We start from the raw sequence: 13,870 nt of genomic DNA, 5'->3' as shown, positions 1-13,870 counted from the left end.
ACCGACCGCCGCCCGATCGGACCGCTCGACGGGCCGTGCCGGGGCGTCCACCACCATCACCACCGTCCCCCGTGGACGGTGCCCACCGTCCGGTCCGTACGGCCGGGCGGCGGCCGCGCCCACCCCCATGCGGCGCGGCCCGACATCCCCGTCCCACACGGAAGGAACAACCATGCCCAGGTACGGACGAATCGGCGCGGGCCTCGCCGCCGCGGCGCTGCTGGCCAGCAGCCTGATCGGCGCCGCCCCCGCCACCGCCGCCCCGCTCGCCTCCTCGGTGCTGACCTACGCCAGCGTCGGTGGCAGCGCGGTCTCCGTCGGCGACGTCATCCAGGCCAGCCTGGCCAGCAGCACCAGCGCCACCTTCTACTCGTCCACCAGCGGCAGCACCGGCGTGAAGTGTGCCGCGTCCAGCTTCAGCGCCAAGGTGCTGACCAACCCCACCGCCCCCGGCACCGCCACCGAGAGCCTGACCGCGCAGAGCTTCACCAGCTGCACCACCAACGTGTTCGGGACGACCGGCGTGCAGAGCGTCACGGTCAACAACCTGCCGTACGCCACCTCGGTCACCAGCGCCGGCGTCCTCACCATCACCGGCTCGATCCAGAGCACCGTGGTGCTGAACACCCTGCTGGGCACGACCACCTGCGTCTACAAGGCCACCAGCCTCACCGGCACCACGAACAACGGCACCAACTCGATCACCTTCACCAACCAGGTGCTCACCAAGTCCTCCGGACCTGTCACCTGCTTCAACACCGCGTACTTCTCGGCGCGCTACTCGCCGGTGAAGGACATCACCAAGAGCGGCAGCCCTGCCGTCTACGTGAACTGACCGCACCGGAGCGGGGCGCGGCGGTTCGCCGCGCCCCGAGCCGGTCCGGGCCCGCAGCCGCAGGGCCGCGTCCCGCGCCGGTCCGAGCCGGTACCGGCCTTCAGGGCAGCGCCGCGTCCCGAGCCGGTCCGCGCCCGAGCCGGGACCGGCCTTCAGGGCAGCGCCGCGTGCAGGGCACGCAGGGACCGGATGGCCGAACGGATCTCCTGCAGGTAGCGCCCCGGGGTCAGCGTCGGCTCCGGCACCCCGGCCACCGCCGCCAGCGCCGGGTCCACCCCGACGGTGTCGATCCCGCAGCCGTACGGCACGGCGAGGGTGCGCAGCGCGTCGCAGTGCTGGAACGGCACGTAGATCGGCGCGGTGACCATCAGCACCGCGTCGCCGGCGCACAGCCGCACGTGTTCGGCCCAGAACCGCTGGGTGTCGGCCGTGTGTGCCCGGCGCCGGTCCGGCTCGGTCGACGGAGCGGCCAGGACCCGGACCGGGGGCAGACCGGCGGGGCGGTAGGTGCGCGACGACCAGGACCGGTGCGGGTGGTCGGCGTCCTCGCCGATCTCCTCGCTCGGCGCCGACACCGCGAACGCGGCCCGCACCCCGGCGTCGAGCACGTCCACTTCGGTAGCGCAGCCGGTCACCCCGACCTCGGCCAGGATCCGCGTCTCGGCCGGGGAGAGCGCCCGGAAGCTGCCCAGCACCGCCACCTCGCCGGCCACCCCGACGACCGCCCGGGCCAGGTGCGCGGCGTACGCGGTGCGGCGCAGGCAGGCGTGTGCCAGGCCGCCGAGCACCAGCAGGTGGGCGTACCCGGGCAGGGTCGGCGGGCTGGCCCGGACCAGACCCAGCGCCCGCGCCGAATCCAGCACCAGCCCGACGGTGGCCGGGTCGAAGGCCGGCTCGCGGGCGTCCGGGCGTTCCCGGCCCTGCCGGAAGTCCCAGTGCCGGGCGGAGAAGTCGTCGAGCCCGGCCAGCACCGCACCGACGTCCCCGGCCGGCCACTCGCCGCCGAAGTGCCCGACCAGGGCCCGCAGCGGCGGGGACTCCACCCAGGCCCGCACGCCCGCCGCGAGTCGTCCGGCGCTCGTACCCGCCGCGCCCGCCGGCAGCGCCACCTCCGTCGTCCGCACCCGGCGGATGCTACCGCCGGGCGGCGCGGCGGATCCGGACGTTGTGGATCGTGGCTACCCTGAGGCCCTACGGGATCGGAGGCGTCCGATGGCGGGTGACCTGGTACGACGACAGCCCCGAGGACGGGCCGGGGCCGGCTTCGTCCGGCTGGTCGCGCACACCGACCCGGTCGCCCTGATCGGCATCATGCTCTCGGTCTTCCTGTCGGTGACCCTGGACCTGACCAACGCGGCCACCGGGGTCGAGTCGCTGCTGGCCGGGCTGATGGGCATCACCATCTCGCTGCTGGTCGACTCGCTGGCCCGGGCGGAGCGCCGGTTCCATTTGCGAACCCTGCTGGACGGGCCGTCCTGGCTGGTCCGCACCACCCCGCTGGTGGCCGGTGCGGTCCGCGAGGCGGCCGAGCAGCACGCGGGCACCCGGGTCGCCGCCGAGGCGCGCCGCCGTTACGAGGAGTTCCACCTGGCGGCCGAGCAGCTCGCCGCCGGGCGGATCATCCGGCCTGGTGACGACGGCGAGGACCTGGTGGGCGCCACCCGCGACTGCACCGGGCAGCTGGTGGCGCTGACCAACGTGATGCCCCGGGCGAGCGGGGAGCTGAGCTGGTGGCGGGGGGAGGTGGGCCGGCGCTACTGGGAGGCCAACGTCGCCGCCCTCGCCCGGGGTGTCCGGATCACCCGGATCTTCATCCACGCCACGCTCAGCGAGGAGCTGCGCGAGCTGGTGGAGACGCAGCGCCGGGCCGGCGTCCGGGTCGGGCTGCTGCCGCACGGCGCGGTCAGCTCGCAGCTGCACGTCAACCTGGTGGTCTGGGACTCGTCGAGCTGCTGGGAGGCGAGGATGACCGCGCACGGCGAGATCAGCGAGCACCAGTTCTCGGTGAACCGGTCCGACGTCGAGCGGCTCGACCGGGTCTTCCGGCTCTGCGCCGACGCCGCCCGCTTCACGGACTGAACTGAAACTGCCATGACCTGGGGCGGCGTGCTGCTGGTGACCGCTGTGGTCTGGGCGGTCAGCATGCTCCGTTCGGTCCGGCTCCGCGCCCTCGTCTACAGCCTGCCGTTGCCGATGACCCTCGCCCTGGTCACCACCGGACACCGGGTCGGCGGGGCGCAACTGCTCGGGGTGGTCGGGCTCAATCTCTTCTTCGCGCTCGTCGCGCTGACCTACCGCCGGCTGCGCTGGCCGATCCTCGTCGCCGACCTGGCCGGGGTCGCCGGTTACCTGGCGCTGAGCGTCGGGGTGCTGGCCGTGCCGCTGCCGTTCGAGGCCGCCCTCGCCGGCACCGTCGCGCTCTGGGTACTGGCCATGGCGCTGCTGCGCCGCCGCGCCCCCGACCGGACACCGGCCGCGCCGGAGCCGGCCGGGCAGGAGCCGGCCGGCAGCGGGCGGGACGGGCTCGCCGCCCCGGCCAAACTCGTGGTGATCTTCGTGGGCGCGCTCCTCACCGGGCTCCTCGGTGAGCTGCTGCGCGGCATGGTGGTCACCTTCCCGTACTCCGGGGTGCTGGTCGCCGTGGAGGCGCGCCGTGAGCTCGCCGATTTCACCCGGCACTTCGCCCGGAACAGCCTCGGCCTGGTCGGCTTCCTGACCGGCTACCACTACCTGCAGGACACCTCGCCGGTGCTGGCGCTGGCCGGTGGCTGGGCCGCCTTCGCGCTGCTCGCCACGGTCCTGCACCTGCCGCGCCGGACCCGCCGACGGCTGCGGCCAACGTCCGCCGGGGTGCGCTGCGGATCGAGTGGTTGATCGTCGGTACGCCCGCCGGAAAGGTGAGTGCGGGGCGGGTTCGACGCCGGAAACCGCACCGGCTGGTTGACGCGGTGTCAGGCGCGGGTGGTCGCTGCGCTACACAGTGACAGTTGTCCCTGTGCCCGGCCGGTGAGAGCGTGCGATGACCAACCGCCGCTGAAGGGTGCGCCGATGACCGCCGACGACCTGCTCGCCCGCCACCGGGCCGTGCTCCCCTCCTGGATGCCGCTCTACTACGCCGAACCGCTCGAACTGGTCGCCGGCTCCGGCCGCCGGGTCACCGACGCGCAGGGCCGCAGCTACCTGGACTTCTTCGGCGGCGTGCTGACCAACATGATCGGCTACGACATCCCGGAGATCCGCGAGGCGGTCGAGCGGCAGCTGCGTACCGGCATCGTGCACAGCTCGACGCTCTACCTGATCCGCCAGCAGGTCGAGTTGGCCGAGAAGGTCGCCCGGCTCTCCGGCATCCCCGACGCCCGGGTGTTCTTCACCAACTCCGGCACCGAGGCCAACGAGGCCGCGTTGCTGATGGCCACCAACCACCGCCGCTCGCACCAGATCCTCGCCGTACGCAACAGCTACCACGGCCGGTCGTACGCGGCGATGGGGGTGACCGGCAACCGGGGCTGGTCGGCCAGCGCCCTCAACCCGCTCCAGGTGGCCTGGCTGCACTCCGGCGAGCGGCTGCGCGGGCTGCTGGCCCGCCTCGACGAGGCCGACCGGATCGACGCGGCCGTGGAGGACCTGCACGAGGTCCTGGCCACCCAGACCGCCGGCGACGTGGCCTGCCTGATCGCCGAGCCGATCCAGGGCGTCGGTGGCTTCGTGCACGGCCCGGACGGGCTCTTCGCCGCCTGGAAGAAGGTCCTCGACGAGCACGGCATCCTGCTCATCTCCGACGAGGTGCAGACCGGCTGGGGCCGCACCGGCGAGCACTTCTGGGGCTACCAGGCGCACGGCGTCACCCCCGACCTGCTCACCTTCGCCAAGGGCATCGGCAACGGCTTCGCCCTGGCCGGCGTGGTCGGCCGGGCCGAGGTGCTGGAGGCGGTGCCGGCGATCAGCTTCTCCACCTTCGGCGGCAACCCGGTCTCCACCGCGGCCGGCAACGCGGTCCTCGACTACCTGCTCGACCACGACCTGCAGGCCAACGCCGCCCGGGTCGGCGGGATCCTCGCCGACGGCCTGCGCGCCGCCACGGCCGACCTGGACCGGGTCGCCGAGGTACGCGGCAAGGGGCTGATGCTCGGCGTCGAGTTCGTCCGGCCCGGCACCACCGAACCGGACCCGGCGCTCACCACCCGGGTGTTCGAGGCGTGCCGGGCCGGCGGCCTGCTGGTCGGCAAAGGCGGCCTGCACGGCAACGTGGTGCGGATGGGCCCGCCGCTGACCCTCACCGAGGACGAGGCCCGCGAGGGCCTGGCCATCCTGGTCGACGCGATCCGGTCCTGCGCCGCCGAGGAGGTCACGGCATGAGCAGCATCGGGCACTTCATCGACGGCAAGCGGGTGGCCGGCGACTCCGCGCGGCGCGGCGACGTCTTCGATCCGGCCACCGGTCGGCGTACCGGTCAGGTGGCGCTGGCCTCGGCCGCGGACGTGGCGGGAGCGGTGGAGGCCGCCGAGCGGGCCGCGCGGGCCTGGCGGGACGCCTCGCTGGCCAAGCGGACGGCGGTCATGTTCGCCTTCCGGGAGCTGGTCAGCGCCCGCCGGGACCGGCTCGCCGAGGTGATCACCGCCGAGCACGGCAAGGTGCTCGCGGACGCCGCCGGCGAGGTGCAGCGCGGCCTGGAGGTCATCGAGTACGCCTGCGGTATCCCCTCGGCGCTGCGCGGCGGCTACAGCGAGAACGTCTCCACCGAGGTCGACTCGTACAGCCTGCGCCAGCCGCTCGGCGTGGTCGCGGTGATCTCGCCGTTCAACTTCCCGGTGATGGTGCCGCTCTGGTTCGTCCCGGTCGCGGTCGCCTGCGGCAACGCCGTGGTGCTCAAGCCCAGCGAGAAGGACCCGAGCGCGGCGTTGCTGCTGGCCGAGTGGTTCGTCGAGGCGGGCCTGCCCGACGGGGTGCTGAACGTGGTCAACGGCGACAAGGAGGCGGTGGACGCGCTGCTCGACCACCCGGGCGTGAAGGCGGTGTCGTTCGTCGGCTCGACCCCGGTCGCCCGGTACGTGCACCAGCGCGGGTCGCTGGCCGGCAAGCGGGTGCAGGCGCTCGGCGGGGCGAAGAACCACATGGTGGTACTCCCCGACGCGGACCTGGACCTGGCGGCCGACGCGGCGGTCAACGCCGGCTTCGGCTCGGCGGGGGAGCGGTGCATGGCGGTCTCCGCCCTGGTCGCGGTCGAGCCGGTCGCCGACGCCCTGGTCGCGAAGATCGCCGAGCGGATGGCCGGCCTGCGCACCGGCGACGGCCGGCGCGGCTGCGACATGGGCCCGCTGGTCACCGCCGCGCACGCCGAGCGGGTCCGCTCCTACGTGGCGTCCGGGATCGCGGCCGGCGCGGTCCCGGTGGTGGACGGCCGGACGGTCACCCCGGACGGGGACGACGGCGGCTTCTGGCTCGGCCCGACCCTGTTCGACCAGGTCACCCCGGAGATGTCGATCTACACCGACGAGATCTTCGGGCCGGTGCTCAGCGTGGTCCGGGTCGGCTCGTACGACGAGGCGGTCGAGCTGGTGAACGCCAACCCGTACGGCAACGGCACGGCGATCTTCACCAACGACGGCGGGGCGGCCCGGCGCTACCAGCACGAGGTGGAGGTCGGCATGGTCGGCATCAACGTGCCCATCCCGGTGCCGATGGCCTACTACTCCTTCGGCGGCTGGAAGTCCTCGCTCTTCGGCGACCTGCACGCGCACGGCGCCGACGGGGTCGCCTTCTTCACCCGGGGCAAGGTGGTCACCAGCCGCTGGCTGGACCCCCGGCACGGCGGGGTCAACCTCGGGTTCCCCACCCAGACCTGAGCAGGCGCAGCACTCCCGCCCCGGCCAGGTACGCGGCCAGCGCCGGGGCGGGCAGCCCCAGCGGCTCGGGGGCGGCCTTGCGGGTGAGGCTGTTCAGCAGCAGCCCGGCGACGACGCCCGCGTACCCGGCGACGGCCAGCGCGGTGCGCGACCGTCCGGGGTGCCCGCCGCGGCCCGTCGACCCGCCCGTGTCGTGGGTCGGCGGCCCGGGTGGGCGGCGGGTGCGCGCCTCGATCGGGCCGAAGACGGCGACCAGGGCCGCCAGGACGACGGTGAGGGCGAGCAGCCACGGGATCCGCCAGCCCCACCAGGCCGCCGAGCCGACCGGCGGGGTGGGCAGCACGCCGAGCGCGTCGAGCAGGCCGACCAGCAGCACCGCCGCGGTGAGGTGCCAGAGGAAGACGGTGAGCACCACGGCGTTCACCGCGATCACCGCCTGCCAGGGACCGGGCCGGCGTAGCCAGCGTCCGGCCGGCACCCGTAGCAGCAGGATCAGCCCGAGCTGGGCGGCCGCCACGGCGAGCAGGGCCAGGCTCGGCGGGGCGGCGTTGTCCAGCCGCGCGCCGGGCACGTTGAGCATCGCCACCGGGTACGGCCCGAGCACCGTGAGCAGCACCAGCGCGGCCAGGCCGCCGGCCAGCAGGGCCACCCCGGCGCGGCGGGACAGCGGTAGCCGCCGCCGGCGCAGCCCGCGTGCGTTGCCACCGGCCAGGTTGCCGGGTGGCGCGGCCGGGCTGGCGGGTGGCCCGGGGGTGGCGTCGCCGGGCGGCCCGGCCGGGGTGCGGGTGTCGTACCAGGCGAAGCCGACCTGGTGCACGGCCAGCCAGCCGAACAGGTAGTTGCCGGTGGCCAGGCCCGCCGGCCCGAGCAGCCGGCCCAGGTCGCCGAGGGCGACGAGCCCGACCAGCGCGACCGGCACGGCGAGCCCGAAGCGGCGGTGCAGCGCGTACATGGGTGGGGTCAGCGGCACCACCACCAGGTAGGCGACCAGGAACCAGAGGGGGATGGTGGCGAACCAGACCACCGTGCGGACCTGTGCCGGGTCCGCGCCGCGCAGGCTCGCGACCGCGGCGCCGGCCGCCAGCACCACCAGCAGCGCGGTGGTGGGCCGGACCAGCCGGGCGCTGCGGTCGACCAGCCAGCCGGTGGTGCTGCCGCCCCGGCGCCGCCGGGCGTTCAGCGAGGCGGCGTTGGCGTACCCGCCGACCAGGAAGAAGACCGGCATCACCTGGGCCACCCAGGTCAGCGGCCAGGCCCAGGGGAGGTCGCCCAGCGCGGAGTGGCCGGTCGGGCGGCCGACGCGGTCGTACCCGATGACGCTGATCCCCCAGTGGCCGAGCACAACCATGGTGATGGCCAGGGCCCGGAGCAGGTCGGCGTAGCGCTCCCGCCCGGCCGGCGTGCGCTCGGCGAGCTGCCGCAGGCGGCGCATGGGCCCAGGCTATGCCAGCCGCTGGCGGACGGTGGTGATAACGGTTCGGTCGTGAGGTCTTGTGGTCCGGGCCGCACTGCCGTAGAAATTCTTCAGCAACATCAACTTAAGTGAAGACAAGCAACAGTTGAACCCGAGTGCCTCGACGTCGCGGCCGCCGTTCCCCCATCCCGGCCGGTCGCACCTACCCGAACCGAGGAGATGCGATGAACAGGCGTGAGATCCTCCGGCGGAGCGCCGCCGCCGGTCTGCTGGCCACCCCCGCCGCCGGCCTGCTCGCCGGCTGCGCCACCTCCGGTGGCGACGATGACAAGGGCGACTCCGGGGCCTACAAGGGCACCAAGAGCGAGCAGAACCCGCTCGGTGTCAAGGAGGATGCCCCGCTCGAGGTGGTGATCTTCAACGGCGGCTTCGGCGAGGAGTACGCCAAGGCCCACGAGGCCATGTACAAGGAGAAGTACCCGAAGGCGGAGATCAAGCACTCTGCCACCCAGGAGATCAACAAGACCCTCCAGCCGCGCTTCGTCGACGGCACCCCGCCGGACGTGGTCAACAACTCCGGCGCCGGTCAGATCGACTTCAACGGGCTGGTCAGCCAGAACGCGATCGCCGACCTGGGCGAGCTGCTCGACGCGCCGAGCCTCGACCAGCCCGGCAAGAAGGTGCGGGACACGCTGCTGCCCGGCGCCGTCGAGGTCGGCTCGTACGACGGGAAGTTCCTGGTCCTCAACTACACCTACACCGCGTACGGCATCTGGCACTCCACCAAGCTCTTCGCCGACCGCGGCTGGCAGTACGCGAAGACCTGGGACGAGCACATCGCGCTCTGCAAGCAGATCAAGGCCGCGGGCATCGCCCCCTGGACGTACGCGGGCAAGCACCCCCGCTACATGAGCTGGCCGCTGATCGCCACCGCGATCAAGTTCGGCGGTCCCTCGGTGGCGACCGCGATCGACAACCTCGAGCCGAACGCCTGGAAGTCCGACGCCATGAAGGCGGCGGCCGACGCCTGGTACCAGATCGTCAAGGACAAGTACATCCTGGACGGCTCGCCGGGCCTGGACCACATCCAGTCGCAGACCGCCTGGTGCCAGGGCAAGGCCGCCTTCATCTCCTGCGGCTCCTGGCTGGAGAACGAGCAGGCCAAGGTCACCCCGGCGGGCTTCAACATGACCATCGCGCCGACGCCGAGCCTGGGCAGCGGCGACAAGCTGCCGTTCGAGGCGATCCGGGGCACCGCCGGCGAGCCGTTCATGGTGCCGGCGAAGGGCAAGAACGTCGCCGGCGGCCTGGAGTACTTCCGGGTGATGCTCTCCAAGAAGGGCGCCCAGGACTTCACCAAGAAGGTCTCCAGCCTGACCGTCGTGGCCGGCTCGACCGAGGGGGTGGAGCTGCCGTTCGGCCTGACCAGTGTGGTCAAGGCGCTGGACGCCTCCGGCAGCAACGGCTTCAACTGGGTCTACAACAACTACTACCGCAAGCTCGAGCGCGAGCTGGTCGACGCCGCCTGCGGCGAGTTCTTCAGCGGGCGGAGCAACCCGGCCGCGTTCCTCGACGCGTGCCAGAAGGGCGCCGACTCGATCGCTCAGGACAGCTCGATCAAGAAGTACAAGCGGGCCGCGTAACGTCCGGTCGGTGGGGGCGGGCCCGTCCCGCCCCCACCGGTCCGTTGCTGGGGGAGTAGGTCCTTCTCGTGAGACATGGCAAGTACCCGCTGATCATCACCTTCCTGGTGCCACCACTGCTGCTCTACGGCATCTTCGTGCTCTCGCCGTACCTGCAGGCGTTTCAGATCTCCACCACCAACTGGCTCGGCTACTCGGCACACGCCGACCCGGTCGGGATGGCGAACTTCCGGACGCTGTGGCACGACGGCCAGGTGTGGAACGCGATCAAGAACAACGCGATCATGCTGGCCGTGGTGCCGGTGCTGACCATCGCGCTCGGCCTGTTCTTCGCCACCATGCTCAACATGGGCGGCCGCAAGGGGCGGGCCGGCGTCACCGGCGTCCGCGGCACGGCGGTCTACCGGATGGTCTACTTCTTCCCGCAGGTGCTCTCGGTGGTGATCATCGCCCTGCTCTGGAAAGAGGTCTACCACCCCAACAACGGCCTGCTCAACGGCGCGCTCCGGGCGCTCGGCCTGCCCGCGCCGACCTGGCTCGGCGACCCCCGCACCGCCTTCTGGTGCGTGCTGGCGGTGATGGTCTGGAGCAACGTCGGGTTCTATGTGGTGCTCTTCGGCGCGGCCATGTCGGCCATCCCGCGCGACATCTACGAGGCCGTCATGCTCGACGGGGCGTCCCGGTGGACCACCCTGCGCCGGGTCACCGTCCCGCTGCTCTGGGACACCGTGCAGGTCGCCTGGATCTATCTGGCCATCGCCGCGCTGGACGGGTTCATCCTGGTCCAGCAGATGACCAACGGTGGCCCCAACTTCTCCTCCGACGTCATCGGGTTGCGGATGTACGAGACCGCGTTCGGCAGCGAGAGCAAGTTCGGCTACGCCTCCGCGATCGGCGTGGTGATGCTGTTCCTGACCCTGTCGGTCGCGGTGCTGGCGCTGCGTACCGGCCGTCGTGATCGGATCGAGTACTCGTGACCACCATGGACCGCCCGGCGACGACCGCCGCCGAGACGCCCGAGCCGTCCTCTGGGGAGGACCGGCGGCCCCGCCGCGAACTGGGCGTCGCGAACGCCTTCTCGCACGGCTTCCTGCTGCTCTGGTCGGCGCTGACCGCGCTCCCGCTGCTCTGGATGTTCCTCAGCTCGTTCAAGAGCGACAGCGAGATCCTCTCCCACCCGTGGGGGCTGCCCGGCGCGCTGCGCTTCGAGAACTGGTCCCGCGCCTGGACCGAGGCGCACATCGGCCGGTACTTCCTGAACAGCGGCGTGGTGGTGGCCGGCTCGCTCACCCTCACCATGCTGCTCGGCGCCACCGCCGCGTACGTCTTCGCCCGGTACGAGTTCCGGGGCCGGCAGGCGGTCTACTACCTGTTCGTCGGCGGCATGATGTTCCCGGTCTTCCTCGCCCTGGTGCCGCTCTTCTTCGTGGTGCGCAACGCCGGGCTGTTCGGCACCTGGACCGGGCTGATGTTGGTCTACGCCGCCTACTCGCTGCCGTTCACGGTGTTCTTCCTGACCGCCTTCTTCCGGACCCTGCCGACCTCGATCGCGGAGGCGGCGCTGATCGACGGCTGCGGTCACTTCCGGCTCTTCTTCCGGGTGATGCTGCCGATGGCGCGACCGGGACTGATCAGCGTCGCGATCTTCAACTTCCTCAGCCACTGGAACCAGTTCATCCTGCCGCAGGTGCTCATGCAGGGCGACGACTCCAAGTGGGTGCTGGCGCAGGGACTCACCGCGCTCGCGGTCAGCCAGGGCTACCAGGGCGACTTCAGCGGCCTGTTCGCCGGCCTCACCATCGCCACCCTGCCGGTGCTCGCGGTGTACGTCGCGTTCCAGCGGCAGATCCAGACCGGACTCACCGCAGGTCAGCTCAAGTGAGGCGGTTGCCACAGGCAACGGGACAGCGCGACCGGTGACGGTTCCCCTATCGTGGGCCGGCATCTTCATCGATCGACAGGGATCCTATGTTCTTCCTCATCTACGATCTGCTCCTGCTGCTCGGCGGCATCGCGATGGTCGCCGTCGGCCTGCTGGTCAAGGAGCAGTCCAAGCTCTCCCGGGTCATCGACGTCGTGGCCGGTGTGGCCTTCTTCTGCTACGGCTTCTACTTGCTGTTTCTCTTCGACGGCGGTGAGTACCGGGTCTTCATCTACGTCTTCATCCTGCCGATCCTGCTGATCGTGCAGGCGGTCAAGGCGCGCAAGCAGGCGCGGGAGGAGGCGGCCGGGCAGCAGTTCGCCGGGGCGCCCCAGCCCGGGGCGTACGGTCAGCCGACCCCGTACGGGCAGCCGGCCCCCGGCCAGCAGCCGAACCAGGGCTGGCCGGCCGCGCCGGGCCAGCCGGCGCCGTACGGCGCGGCCCCGCAGGGCCAGTACGCCCCGCCCGCCCAGGGCCAGTACGGCGGCCAGGGCCAGCCCGGCGGGGGCCACTACGGTCAGCCCGGCCAGGGCCAGTACGGCCAGGGTCAGCCCGGCCAGGGCCAGTACGGCCAGGGTCAGCCCGCGCAGGGCCAGTACGGCCAGTCCGCGCCGGGCCGGTACGCCCCCGGCCCGCAGGGCCAGCCCGGTCAGTACGGCCAGCAGCAGGGGTGGCCCGGCCACCCGAACGCCTGACGGTTCCACCGCGGACGGGCCGGTCGACGCGGGTCGGCCGGCCCGTTCGCCGCTTGACTGGTAGGAAATCTCCTACCTATTGTGGTGGCCATGACCGTGACCCACGTGAAGCTCGTCTCCGTACCCGTCAGCGACCAGGACCGGGCCCGTGACTTCTATGTCGACCTGCTCGACTTCGACCTCATCTTCGACAACCCGATGGGCCCGGGCGGCCGCTGGATCCAGGTCGCCCCGAAGGGCGCGGACACCGCGTTGACCCTGGTCACCTGGTTCCCGACCATGGCACCCGGCTCGCTGAAGGGTCTCGTGCTGGAGACCGACGACCTCGACGCCGACGTGGCCCGGCTGCGGGAGCGGGGCGTGGTCTTCGCCGACGACGGCATCATCCAGACGGCCCCGTGGGGCCGGTACGTCACCTTCGACGACCCCGATGGCAACGGCATCGTGCTCCAGTCGACCCGGGTCTGACGTGGCGGACGTCTTCGCGGCGCTGGCCAACCCGACCCGGCGCGAACTGCTCCGGCTGCTCCTGGAACGGGGGGAGCAGCCGGTGCAGCAGCTCGCCGACCACTTCGACATGCGCCGGCCGAGCCTGTCGGAGCACCTGCGGGTGCTCAAGGACGCCGGTCTGGTCACCGAACAGCCGGTCGGCCGGCAGCGGTTCTACGCGCTGCGCCCCGAGCCGCTGCGCGAGGTGGCCGACTGGATCGGCCCGTACGAGCGGTTCTGGCGGTCCCGCCTCGCGGATCTGCGTGACGTGCTGGACGGCCTGCCCGATGACTGAGCGGACCACCGTGTCGGTGGACCAGTTCCTGGCCCATCCGCCGGCGAAGGTGTGGCGGGCGCTGACCGATTCCGATCTGCTTGCCCGCTGGCTGATGCCGAACGACTTCCGGCCGGTTCCGGGGCACCGCTTCACCTTCCGGACCACCCCGCGGCCGGGGCAGGGCTTCGACGGCGTCGTGCACTGCGAGGTGCTGGAGCTGGACGAGCCGCGCCGACTGCGCTGGGCCTGGCGGGGCGGCCGGCTTGACACCGTGGTCAGCTGGTCGCTGGTGCCGGAGGGGCGGGGCACCCGGCTCTTCCTCGAGCATGCCGGCTTCGACCCGGACGACCCGGTGCAGCGGCGCACCTTCACCCTGCTCGACGGCGGCTGGCGCAGTCACGTCTGGTCCCGCCTTGAGCAGGCCCTCGCCGCCCTCGCCTGACAGCCGCGCAGCCAGCCGGGGCTGGTCAGCCAGCGGCGTCGCCCGCCCAGCGGCATCGGCGCCGGTGGGCGGGCGCGGTCAGGCTGCCGGGACCAGGAGCGCGTGCAGCGCCGCCGGGTCGGTGACCTCGGGCAGGTCCCGGGCGGCGAGCCAGGCGGCCGCGGCGGCGCCGTCGCCGGCGGCGTGCAGCGGCGCGTCCGGCCATCGCCGGGTCAGCTCGGCCCGGACCGCACCGGCCAGCGGGGTGCCGCCGGTGAGCAGGCCGCCACCGAGCACGACCGGATCGGTCGCGCCGGGCGGGCGGATCCGGG

At 72.5% G+C, this 13,870-nt stretch carries 14 protein-coding genes and 1 pseudogene; 12 read left to right on the top strand and 3 right to left on the bottom strand.

Features of this window, described 5'->3' with window-relative positions; translation table 11 throughout:
• Nucleotides 1-172 precede the first annotated feature (172 nt).
• The gene (locus LQ51_RS28210; RefSeq protein ID WP_046570946.1) at nucleotides 173-835 is read left to right on the top strand and encodes a hypothetical protein; all 663 of its coding nucleotides are present in this window, start codon (nucleotides 173-175) and stop codon (nucleotides 833-835) included.
• Between the two features lie 152 nt (nucleotides 836-987).
• On the opposite strand, the gene LQ51_RS28205 is transcribed toward LQ51_RS28210, so the two are convergent.
• A complete protein-coding gene (locus LQ51_RS28205) occupies nucleotides 988-1,959 on the bottom strand; it encodes a hypothetical protein (RefSeq protein WP_231605913.1) in 972 nt (323 codons plus the stop codon).
• 88 nt (nucleotides 1,960-2,047) lie between these two features.
• On the opposite strand from LQ51_RS28205, the gene LQ51_RS28200 reads away from it, so the two are divergent.
• The 4 genes from LQ51_RS28200 to LQ51_RS28185 all read left to right on the top strand — a co-directional run bounded on the left by LQ51_RS28200 (nucleotide 2,048) and on the right by LQ51_RS28185 (nucleotide 6,678).
• Nucleotides 2,048-2,914, top strand: a complete 867-nt coding sequence (locus LQ51_RS28200; protein WP_046570944.1) for a hypothetical protein — start codon at nucleotides 2,048-2,050, stop codon at nucleotides 2,912-2,914.
• A gap of 12 nt (nucleotides 2,915-2,926) precedes the next feature.
• The gene (locus tag LQ51_RS28195; protein WP_046570942.1) at nucleotides 2,927-3,709 is read left to right on the top strand and encodes a hypothetical protein; all 783 of its coding nucleotides are present in this window, start codon (nucleotides 2,927-2,929) and stop codon (nucleotides 3,707-3,709) included.
• 174 nt (nucleotides 3,710-3,883) lie between these two features.
• Nucleotides 3,884-5,191 (top strand): aspartate aminotransferase family protein, encoded by a 1,308-nt coding sequence (locus LQ51_RS28190; protein ID WP_046570940.1) that lies wholly within the window; start codon nucleotides 3,884-3,886, stop codon nucleotides 5,189-5,191.
• Nucleotides 5,188-6,678 carry a CoA-acylating methylmalonate-semialdehyde dehydrogenase gene (locus LQ51_RS28185; RefSeq protein WP_046570939.1) on the top strand — a complete coding sequence of 497 codons (1,491 nt, stop codon included), beginning with the start codon at nucleotides 5,188-5,190 and terminating at the stop codon, nucleotides 6,676-6,678. Before LQ51_RS28190 ends, LQ51_RS28185 begins: the two co-directional genes overlap by 4 nt.
• Here the strand turns inward: LQ51_RS28185 and LQ51_RS28180 are convergent.
• Nucleotides 6,650-8,110, bottom strand: a complete 1,461-nt coding sequence (locus LQ51_RS28180) for an acyltransferase family protein (protein ID WP_046570937.1) — start codon at nucleotides 8,108-8,110, stop codon at nucleotides 6,650-6,652. The two genes, LQ51_RS28185 and LQ51_RS28180, sit on opposite strands and share 29 nt — an antisense overlap.
• Before the next feature lie 206 nt (nucleotides 8,111-8,316).
• Between LQ51_RS28180 and ngcE the strand changes: the two genes are divergently transcribed.
• The 7 genes from ngcE to LQ51_RS28145 all read left to right on the top strand — a co-directional run bounded on the left by ngcE (nucleotide 8,317) and on the right by LQ51_RS28145 (nucleotide 13,559).
• A complete protein-coding gene (gene ngcE, locus LQ51_RS28175) occupies nucleotides 8,317-9,735 on the top strand; it encodes an N-acetylglucosamine/diacetylchitobiose ABC transporter substrate-binding protein (RefSeq protein ID WP_046570935.1) in 1,419 nt (472 codons plus the stop codon).
• Between the two features lie 68 nt (nucleotides 9,736-9,803).
• On the top strand, nucleotides 9,804-10,712 hold the full coding sequence (locus LQ51_RS28170; protein ID WP_046570934.1) for a carbohydrate ABC transporter permease: 909 nt from the start codon (nucleotides 9,804-9,806) through the stop codon (nucleotides 10,710-10,712).
• Nucleotides 10,713-10,717: 5 nt separating this feature from the next.
• The gene (locus tag LQ51_RS28165) at nucleotides 10,718-11,617 is read left to right on the top strand and encodes a carbohydrate ABC transporter permease (protein ID WP_046571003.1); all 900 of its coding nucleotides are present in this window, start codon (nucleotides 10,718-10,720) and stop codon (nucleotides 11,615-11,617) included.
• An 86-nt stretch (nucleotides 11,618-11,703) separates the two neighbouring features.
• Nucleotides 11,704-12,351 carry a hypothetical protein gene (locus LQ51_RS28160; protein ID WP_046570932.1) on the top strand — a complete coding sequence of 216 codons (648 nt, stop codon included), beginning with the start codon at nucleotides 11,704-11,706 and terminating at the stop codon, nucleotides 12,349-12,351.
• A gap of 90 nt (nucleotides 12,352-12,441) precedes the next feature.
• Nucleotides 12,442-12,819: a VOC family protein gene (locus tag LQ51_RS28155; RefSeq protein ID WP_046571002.1), complete on the top strand. Its 378-nt coding sequence runs from the start codon at nucleotides 12,442-12,444 to the stop codon at nucleotides 12,817-12,819.
• Between the two features lies 1 nt (nucleotide 12,820).
• Nucleotides 12,821-13,135 carry an ArsR/SmtB family transcription factor gene (locus tag LQ51_RS28150; protein ID WP_231605912.1) on the top strand — a complete coding sequence of 105 codons (315 nt, stop codon included), beginning with the start codon at nucleotides 12,821-12,823 and terminating at the stop codon, nucleotides 13,133-13,135.
• On the top strand, nucleotides 13,128-13,559 hold the full coding sequence (locus LQ51_RS28145; RefSeq protein WP_046570929.1) for an SRPBCC family protein: 432 nt from the start codon (nucleotides 13,128-13,130) through the stop codon (nucleotides 13,557-13,559). The genes LQ51_RS28150 and LQ51_RS28145 overlap by 8 nt, the downstream gene beginning before the upstream one ends.
• 78 nt (nucleotides 13,560-13,637) lie before the next feature.
• Here LQ51_RS28145 and LQ51_RS28140 read toward each other — a convergent pair.
• A pseudogene (locus LQ51_RS28140) lies at nucleotides 13,638-13,870 on the bottom strand (ATPase); the annotation flags it as partial.

Origin of the sequence: Micromonospora sp. HK10, assembly GCF_000982955.1 — a bacterium.
Classification (GTDB): domain Bacteria; phylum Actinomycetota; class Actinomycetes; order Mycobacteriales; family Micromonosporaceae; genus Micromonospora.
The sequence above is the reverse complement of the archived record's forward strand: the minus strand, read 5'-3'. Positions and strand labels throughout refer to the sequence as shown.

Excerpts from the sequence above, each read along its gene's own strand:
- LQ51_RS28210 (WP_046570946.1), top strand. The coding sequence starts at position 173 with ATGCCCAGGTACGGACGAATCGGCGCGGGCCTCGCCGCCGCGGCGCTG.
- LQ51_RS28200 (WP_046570944.1), top strand. The coding sequence starts at position 2,048 with ATGGCGGGTGACCTGGTACGACGACAGCCCCGAGGACGGGCCGGGGCC.
- LQ51_RS28195 (WP_046570942.1), top strand. The coding sequence starts at position 2,927 with ATGACCTGGGGCGGCGTGCTGCTGGTGACCGCTGTGGTCTGGGCGGTC.
- LQ51_RS28190 (WP_046570940.1), top strand. The coding sequence starts at position 3,884 with ATGACCGCCGACGACCTGCTCGCCCGCCACCGGGCCGTGCTCCCCTCC.
- LQ51_RS28185 (WP_046570939.1), top strand. The coding sequence starts at position 5,188 with ATGAGCAGCATCGGGCACTTCATCGACGGCAAGCGGGTGGCCGGCGAC.
- LQ51_RS28180 (WP_046570937.1), bottom strand. The coding sequence starts at position 8,110 with ATGCGCCGCCTGCGGCAGCTCGCCGAGCGCACGCCGGCCGGGCGGGAG.
- ngcE (WP_046570935.1), top strand. The coding sequence starts at position 8,317 with ATGAACAGGCGTGAGATCCTCCGGCGGAGCGCCGCCGCCGGTCTGCTG.
- LQ51_RS28165 (WP_046571003.1), top strand. The coding sequence starts at position 10,718 with ATGGACCGCCCGGCGACGACCGCCGCCGAGACGCCCGAGCCGTCCTCT.
- LQ51_RS28160 (WP_046570932.1), top strand. The coding sequence starts at position 11,704 with ATGTTCTTCCTCATCTACGATCTGCTCCTGCTGCTCGGCGGCATCGCG.
- LQ51_RS28155 (WP_046571002.1), top strand. The coding sequence starts at position 12,442 with ATGACCGTGACCCACGTGAAGCTCGTCTCCGTACCCGTCAGCGACCAG.
- LQ51_RS28145 (WP_046570929.1), top strand. The coding sequence starts at position 13,128 with ATGACTGAGCGGACCACCGTGTCGGTGGACCAGTTCCTGGCCCATCCG.